Genomic DNA, 8,047 nt, shown 5'->3' with positions numbered 1-8,047 from the left:
CTCCATGCAATATTCTGTTTTCATACAGAATTTGCACTTCGGATGTGAATCCACCCGCGCACCCTCGTAAATCCTGTAATAGGGATTATGTAAAACAATAGAATTGCATTTACGCGCCTACACAGAGCAAATCACCACGCACCGGCAAACCTGTGGATCGCGGCGATCGGTCGGTCTCCGGATGATCCGACGGGTCAACTCCGGTTCGTCTCCCGCAAGCAAGGCGCTTTGGGCCGCTTAGTACAGCAGACGCATCGCGTGATTCTTGGTACAATCCTGCGCCGCGTCACTTCAACAATTCTCGCCGATCACAACCTCGAACGGTATAATCTTCTGGATGTGGCTGCTGCGTTCGCCCGCATCGGTTACTCGGATCAGGGCCTGCACCACCTCGTGTGCAACCTCCCTCCCGGGATGGGCAAGGATCATGTCAATCCCGCCGTCGGTGAGCATGGCGCGGGTCTGTTCCGTGAGTTCGGTGCCGATCAGGAAAGGCCGCGTTCCGCCCTGCGTGAGCGCTTGTGCCGCACCTTCGAGACCGCCGCCGAGCACAAGCACCGCCACGATGTCCGGATGCGCCTGAAGAAGTTGGGACACCACCGTGCGGGCGCGGTTGTCGCTCTCTTCCGTCGATGCCGCCTCGACGAGACCGTAGGCTGCATCGGGGCCCTCCGCGATGAAGGTACGGAAGCTTGCGGCGAGCGATTGCTGGCACATGTAGCGCGGATTTCCCGGAACCAGCCCGATCTTGCCGCCCTTCGGGCAGAGCCGCGTCACGAACCACCCCGCGGAGCGACCGAGCTGCCAGTCGTTCGAGCCGACGAAGCCCCGGCACTGCGGCGACGAGATGTCCGACAGCATGGTGACCACCGGGATGCCGCGCTCGGCCAACGCGTCCACGGCCCGGTTGATCCGCGGGTGATCGATGCAGACCGCGGCGATGGCATCGCAGGTCTCGCCAAGCGCCAGCAGCGCGTCCGCGGTGCGGGCCGGGTCGAGATCGGTGACATGAGAGATGACCGCAGTGCCGTCGATCCCGGTCTGCGCAGCCACCTCTCGCGCGATGCGCCGGCTCATCAGGTCATAGAAATGCCGGGCACTGTCGTTGAGAAGGAAGCCGAAAGTCCGGGCCGGGCCCGGCACCGCGCGGCGGCTACGGATCGATCCTGTCGCGTGAAAGCCGATGCGTTCAGCCGTCGCGAGTACATGGTTCACCGTCGCGGGCTTCACCCGGCTTCTGCCGCTGAGAATCCGGTCGATGGTCGAGACGCTGACGCGCGCCTCGCGTGCCAGTTCTGCGATGGTGATACGTGCTGACAAGGTCGGGCCTTTCGCTGACTGATCGCGCGGCTCCTCCCTAATTGCCGTTCTAGCAGTTGTTCACGTGAGGGCAATGGCAGAGCCGCGCGCAGGACGAGCCCTCAAAAAGAAGGCCTATGTCATTCATGACCTCTCATTCCGAGGGAAAAGCGTATCTCGGTTGACTCTTTACCCCGTCGCGCCTTGCCGGTCCTGCCCCGACGAAATACCGCAGTATACAGCGCCAGCCTTCGCCAGACGCCACCACTCACGAGCCCCGGCGCGCTGGACATGATATGACGACCGTCGCGCGCCCCGGCATCCGGCGCGAGATGGCCTCCCCCAGCCGATGCCACGGTCGCCCACGCGGCCGTTTCCGCCAGTTCGACACATCGACGCCTCAGCCAGTCCAGGGGCGATCCCGCCTGCCCCGCCGGTACGGGACCGCTTCGTGCCGGCCGAGAGCGGCGTCGGTGCAGACCAGAGGTACCCGATGAACCGAAGAGAAGCCTTGTTCTCCCTTGGATCGATGGCCGCTGCCGGGGGCCTCGCCTCGCGTGCAGGCGCTGCCGAGCTGAAGGGCTTTCCCAAGCAGACCGCCATGTCCGCCGACCACCTGCCGACGCCCGCGCGCAGCGGCGGCGGCTTTCGTGTGCTAAAGAGCGACACCGATCAGAAGACCGTCCGCGCGGTCTTCGACCGCCTGATCCCGGCGGACGCGTTCGGCCCCTCCGCCTCGGAGGCCGGCTGTCTCGAGTTTCTCGACGATCAGCTCGCCGGCGATTACGGCGCCGGCAAGGCACTCTATCTCGAGGCGCCGCTGCGCCCCGAGCTCGAGGAGGAGATCATGGGCTCGCCTCAGTTCCTCGCCACGCCGCGGCAGCGCTATGAGGCCGGGCTCGAGGCGCTCGAGGCGTTTGCGCAGTCCGCAGACGGTGCAGCCTTTCACGCCCTCTCCCCCGACCGCATCGACGAGATCCTGACCGGGCTGGAAGCCGGCGAGATCGACCTCGGCGAGGACGTCGACGGGCAGGCCTTCTTCGAACTGATGCTGCAGAACGCGCGCGAAGGCTACCTCGCCGACCCGCTTTACGGCGGCAATCGCGACATGGCGGGTTGGAAGATGATCGGCTTCCCAGGCGCGCGCTACGATTTCCGGCCCTACGTGGATCGGCGCAACGAGGATCTCGGCCTGACGCCCGTCAGCCTGATCCCGAACGACTAAGGCCAAGGAGACACCCCAATGGCAAACGAACGTCCCAAGGCCGACGTGGTCATCGTCGGGCTCGGCTGGGCCGGCTCGATCATGGCCGAAGAGCTCACCCGCGCCGGCCTCAACGTGGTCGCCATCGAGCGCGGCGCATGGCGCGACACTTCGACCGATTTCCCCCCCGCCGTCGATCCCGACGAGCTTCGCTGGCACACCCGCCGCGAGTTATTGCAGCCGATGAGCGTGGAAACCACCACCTTCCGCAACCGGACCGGCCAGCAGGCGGCGCCCGTGCGCAACTGGAACGCCTTCCAGTTCGGCTGGAATGTCGGCGGTGCCGGCACGCACTGGGCCGGCATGTCCTGGCGCTTCCTGCCGTGGGATTTCGAGGTCGCGACTCAGACCGCCGAGCGCTACGGCCAGGACCGGCTCGATAGCCTGATGGGAGAGGGTCTGCAGCTACAGGACTGGGGCGTCAGCTACGAGGAGATGGCCCCCTTTTACGATCGCTTCGAGCGTATCGCCGGCACCTCGGGCAAGGCGGGCAACCTCAACGGCGAGAAGATCCCGGGCGGCAACATCTTCGAGGGCCCGCGCGAGCGCGAGTACCCGACCCCGCAGCTCAAGGATACCAACTGGATGTCCATGTACCGCGAGACTACTGAAGGCATGGGGTACAACCCGTTCACCATTCCGGCAGGCAATATCTCGCAGGCCTACGTGAACCCGCTGGGTGTCACCATGGGGCCCTGCACCTATTGCGGTTTCTGCGATTTCCACGGCTGCGGCAACTTCTCGAAGTCCAGCCCGCAGGCCTGCATCCTGCCAGCGCTGATGCGCCGGTCAAACTTCACCGTGCTGACCGAGACCGAGGTCCTGCACGCTGTGAAACACGAGGACGGCAAGACCGTGACCGGCGTGAAGTTCATCACACGCGACGGTGAGGAAGGCTTCCAACCCGCCGACGTGGTCTGCATCACCGCCTACCAGATGGACAACGTCCGCCTTATGCTGCTCTCGGGCATCGGCGAGCAGTACGACCCGGTCACCGAGCGGGGCACCATCGGCCGCAACTATAGCTATCAGACCTGCTCTTCGGTCACCGGCTTCTTCTCGGGCGCCAAGATGAACCCCTTCATCGGCGGCGGCGCGCTCGGCGTGCAGATCGACGATTTCAACGGCGACAATTTCGACCACGGCGACCTCGAGTTCATCGGCGGCGCGGGCATCATGGGCTATTCGACCAACGGTCGCCCGATCGCCAACATGAACGCCATCCGCCCGGGCAACAAGCGCTGGGGCTCGGAGTGGAAAGAGGCCTATGCGCGGGATTACCAGGAGGTGGCCAACATCTTCGTTCAGGGCACCTCGATGCCGACGCGCGACGCGTACCTGTCGCTCGATCCGACCTACAAGGACCGCCATGGCCAGCCGCTCCTGCGTCTGACCTTCGACTGGAACCGCAACGACAAAGCGATGATCGACTACACCACCAAGAAGGCGGTCGAGATCATGCGCGAGGCGGGCGGTGAGGACCTGATGATCGACAATCAGGCAGAGGCTTCGTGGAACCCCTACAAGCAGCACAGCTCACACACCATCGGCGGTCTGGTCATGGGGGCGACCCCCCGAACCTCGGCGTTGAACCCGTATCTGCAGAGCTGGGACTGTCACAACGTGTTCTCGGTCGGCGCCTCGGCGTTCCCCAACAACGGCGGCTACAACCCGACGCTCACCGTTGGGGCGCTCGCGGTACGCGCAGCGCGTGCCATTCACGAGACCTACATCAACAACCCTGGCCCGCTGGTGGAGGCATAACCGATGGCAAAATGGATCAAGATCGCAGGCGGCGTCGCGGTGATCGCGGCCGCCGTGGTCGGTGTCTGGGCGTGGACATCGCTGAACACCTCGCGCTCGTCGGTGGCCGATGACACGGTGACCCTGGCCAAGTTCAGCAGCGACGACACCGAGGCCGTCGAGCGCGGCGAATACGTCATGCGTATCGGTGACTGCGCCGCCTGCCACACGCGCGAGGATGGCGAGTTCGCCGGTGGCTACGAGATCGCGACCCCCTTCGGCACGCTGATCTCCTCGAACATCACCCCCGATCCCGAGACCGGCATCGGCGGGATGACCGAGAAGGACTTCTTCAACGCGCTGAGGCAGGGCATCGGCCAGCACGGCATGCTCTACCCGGCGATGCCCTACACCGCCTATGCCAAGTTCACCGACGAGGACATGCACGATCTCTGGGCCTACATGTCCACCGTCGCGCCGGTGTCGAACGACATCGACGAGAATGCCGGTATGGCCTTCCCGTTCAACATCCGCCTCGCCATGGCCGGCTGGGACATGCTGTTCTTCGACAACCAGGGTTTCAGCCCGGTTGAGGGCGAAAGCCACAAGTGGAATCGCGGCAAGTACATCGTCGATGGCGGAGGTCACTGTGCCGCCTGCCACAGTCCGCGAAATGCGCTCGGGGCCGAGGTCGAGAGCGCTTACCTGCAGGGCGGTAACATCGGCGACTGGTACGCGCCCGACCTGACGCCAAACCCACATGTGGGCCTCGGTGGCAGCTCGACCGAGGAGATCGCGCGTTACCTCAAGACCGGCTCGGACGGCGTCGCCGTCGCGGCGGGCCCGATGGCCGAGGCGGTGGAGCACTCACTGCAGCACCTCACCGAAGAGGATGCGCTGGCGGTCGGCACCTACCTGAGCATGCTTCCGGCCTCCGACACGCCGGCCCCTGCAGCAGCGGCGCTCGACGACAGCGAGACGTCACGGCTCTCCAATGTCTACGAGATCAACTGCTCCGCCTGCCACGGTCTGAATGGTGAGGGGATTGAAGGTATGGTTCCCGCCTTCGCAGACAACAAAGGCCTGCTGGCGGACCCAACCAACATGATCCACGTGATGCTGAAAGGCGCCCGCGCGCCGCACAGCCATACGGCGGAGACGGCGGCCGGCATGCCCTCCTTCGCCTGGAAGATGGACGACCTGCAGGTCGCTGACATCCTGACCTATGTGCGCAACAGCTTCGGCAATGGCGCCGAGGCGGTCTCGCCGGATGCGGTCTCGGAGATGCGCGGCGCACTCGGCGCCCGCGATCCGCTGCGCATGCCGGGCAACTGACCCGGACATCGCTAGAGATTGCGCCGCAGGGGAGCACATCTCCTGCGGCTCCTTTTCTGGCGGGGGAACACCCCGCTATGCGATCTCGTCACTGTCCTTCAACTCGCTTGGTCGTTCCGGCGCAGTGAGAGGTCGGAAGCCCCGGAAGAAGAGGCGAAGGTGCGATGGAAACGTTCCCAGCTGCGCCGTGAAGCTTGCGGCTTCGAAGTTTATGCGTGCGCCTCACACCCCCACCGGCTCAAACACTGGCGCCGGCCGTTTTCACAGCAGCTTCAGGACTTCCTCGAGCACCCGCTCGGAGGCGCGCGGGAGTTGCTGGCTGCGGTTGGAAAGCACGAAATACGGAGAGACCGTCATGTCGCAGGCCATCTGGAGCGCCACAAGCCGCGCCCCGAGCGCGCCGCCAGTCAGGATCTCTACGACCTCCTCGGATTGCGGCGATACAACGTCGGCCTGCGCAATGATCGACAGCGCGATCAGCAGAGACGAGGAGTTCGAGACGTTCGCCGGCACCGGGGTGCCGGCCTCGAGAAAGGCTGCCTCCACCGCCTGCCGGATCGGTGAGCCACGCTCCTGGATTACCCACTCAAAGCCCGCCACCGCCTGGAGCGGCAGGTCCGGCACGCCCGCCAGCGGATGAGTGTCGCGCACCAGAAGCGCTACGCGCTCGGAACGGGCGGGATAAACGTGAAACTCACTACTGTCCTGCTCCGACGGAAGCCGCGCGATGATGAAATCGAGCCGCCCCTCCCGCAGACCGCGCAGCAGTTGCATCGACGGGCCGACCTCGATCGTGGTCTCGATGTCGGGGCTCTCGTCCTTCACCTTGCGCAGCGCCGGCATCAGACAGCCCACCGCCGGGCCGGTCACCGCGCCGACCCGCACCACCCCTGCCCGGCCGCCGGCGATGCTCTCGACCTCGGCCTCGAGCGTCTCGAGCTCCCACAGGATCACCCGCACGTGGCGCAGCACCGCCCGCCCCGCCTGCGTCGGCTCCATCCAGCGCGGATGGCGCACGAAGAGCGGCGCCCCCATGTTGGCCTCGATCTCGGCGAGCATCCGGCTGGCCGCGGGCTGCGAGATCGACAGCGCCTCGGCCGCGAGCTGCAGCTTCTGCCGCTTCGCGATCTCGTCGATCAGTCTCAGGTGAATGGGTTTCAGCCGCCTGCTCAGATCCATCTGCCCGCCATAACAAAGTTGATATGGATTTCATCCAAGATAGCATTTTACAGATATGGCTCCACAAAGCTACGCAGTTGATGGTTGAGGAGACCAAGAACTGATCAGCGGCCACCAAGGCGTGAGGAGCCGGCCGCGAATGTGGAGGAGATCATGACTATCAAGTCCCTTGCGGCCGTTTCGGCCGCCGCTCTTGTGCTGGCTACCGGCGCCTATGCCGACGGCCTGATCGGCATCGCCATGCCGACCAAGTCGTCCGCCCGCTGGATTTCAGACGGCAACTCGATGGAGGAGCAGCTTCAGGCCGCCGGCTATGACACGATCCTGCAATACGCCGAAGACGACATTCCGAACCAGGTCAGCCAGATCGAGAACATGATCACCCGAGGGGTCAACGTTCTGGTCATCGCGGCGATCGACGGCACCACGCTCTCGAACGCGCTGGAAAACGCCTATTACGCCGACATCCCGGTGATTAGCTACGACCGCCTGATCCGCGACAGCCCCTATGTCAGCTACTACGCCACCTTCGACAACTTCCAGGTCGGCGTGCTGCAGGCGTCGTCGCTGGTCGACGGCATGAAGGAGCGCTTCGGCGACGGCCCCTACAATGTCGAGCTGTTCGGCGGCTCGCCGGACGACAACAACGCGTATTTCTTCTACAACGGCGCCATGTCGGTGCTGCAGCCGCTGATCGACGATGGCACCGTCAAGATCGTCTCGGGGCAGATGGGCATGGACACCGTCGGCACCCTGCGCTGGGACGGCGCGGTGGCGCAGGCGCGGATGGATAACCTACTCTCGGCGCACTACACCGACGCGCACGTGCATGGCGTTCTGTCGCCCTATGACGGTCTGTCGATCGGCATCCTCAGCTCGCTCAAGGGCGTAGGATACGGCAATGGCGATCTCGAGATGCCCATCGTCACCGGGCAGGACGCAGAGCTTCCCTCGGTGAAGTCGATCATCGCCGGCGAGCAGTATTCGACGGTCTTCAAGGACACCCGCGAACTGGCGGGCGTGGCGGTCGACATGGTCGAGGCGCTGCAGGCCGGCACCGAACCCGAGATCAACGACACCGAGACCTACGACAACGGCGAGAAGGTGGTCCCGTCCTACCTGCTCAAGCCAGTGCTGGTGGACAGCTCGAACTGGAAAGAGATCGTCGTCGAGAGCGGCTACCACGACGCCTCGGAGTTCTGAGCAGACCGGAGCCCGGGGCCGCCC

Annotated in this window: 6 protein-coding genes; 4 read left to right on the top strand and 2 right to left on the bottom strand. The window is 64.8% G+C overall.

Annotated features, from left to right (window positions below; all coding sequences use genetic code 11):
* Positions 1-291 precede the first annotated feature (291 nt).
* Complete coding sequence (locus AC6RA4_RS20950; protein WP_500163635.1) at positions 292-1,320, bottom strand: LacI family DNA-binding transcriptional regulator; 1,029 nt, start codon at positions 1,318-1,320, stop codon at positions 292-294.
* A gap of 490 nt (positions 1,321-1,810) precedes the next feature.
* Between AC6RA4_RS20950 and AC6RA4_RS20945 the strand changes: the two genes are divergently transcribed.
* From AC6RA4_RS20945 to AC6RA4_RS20935, 3 genes are read left to right on the top strand one after another with little or no spacing between them, the layout of a single operon-like run.
* Entirely contained in the window at positions 1,811-2,524 is a 714-nt protein-coding gene (locus tag AC6RA4_RS20945; protein WP_500163633.1) for a gluconate 2-dehydrogenase subunit 3 family protein, read from the top strand.
* Positions 2,525-2,542: 18 nt separating this feature from the next.
* Positions 2,543-4,327: a GMC family oxidoreductase gene (locus tag AC6RA4_RS20940; protein WP_500163631.1), complete on the top strand. Its 1,785-nt coding sequence runs from the start codon at positions 2,543-2,545 to the stop codon at positions 4,325-4,327.
* A 3-nt stretch (positions 4,328-4,330) separates the two neighbouring features.
* Entirely contained in the window at positions 4,331-5,641 is a 1,311-nt protein-coding gene (locus tag AC6RA4_RS20935; RefSeq protein ID WP_500163629.1) for a c-type cytochrome, read from the top strand.
* Between the two features lie 261 nt (positions 5,642-5,902).
* On the opposite strand, the gene AC6RA4_RS20930 is transcribed toward AC6RA4_RS20935, so the two are convergent.
* Positions 5,903-6,820, bottom strand: coding sequence for a LysR family transcriptional regulator (locus tag AC6RA4_RS20930; protein WP_500163627.1), 918 nt, complete (start codon positions 6,818-6,820; stop codon positions 5,903-5,905).
* Positions 6,821-6,973: 153 nt separating this feature from the next.
* Here AC6RA4_RS20930 and chvE point away from each other — a divergent pair, with 153 nt between their 5' ends.
* Positions 6,974-8,023, top strand: coding sequence for a multiple monosaccharide ABC transporter substrate-binding protein (chvE, locus tag AC6RA4_RS20925; protein ID WP_500163625.1), 1,050 nt, complete (start codon positions 6,974-6,976; stop codon positions 8,021-8,023).
* Positions 8,024-8,047 lie beyond the last annotated feature (24 nt).

The organism is Salipiger sp. (genome assembly GCF_059781815.1).
The sequence above is the reverse complement of the archived record's forward strand: the minus strand, read 5'-3'. Positions and strand labels throughout refer to the sequence as shown.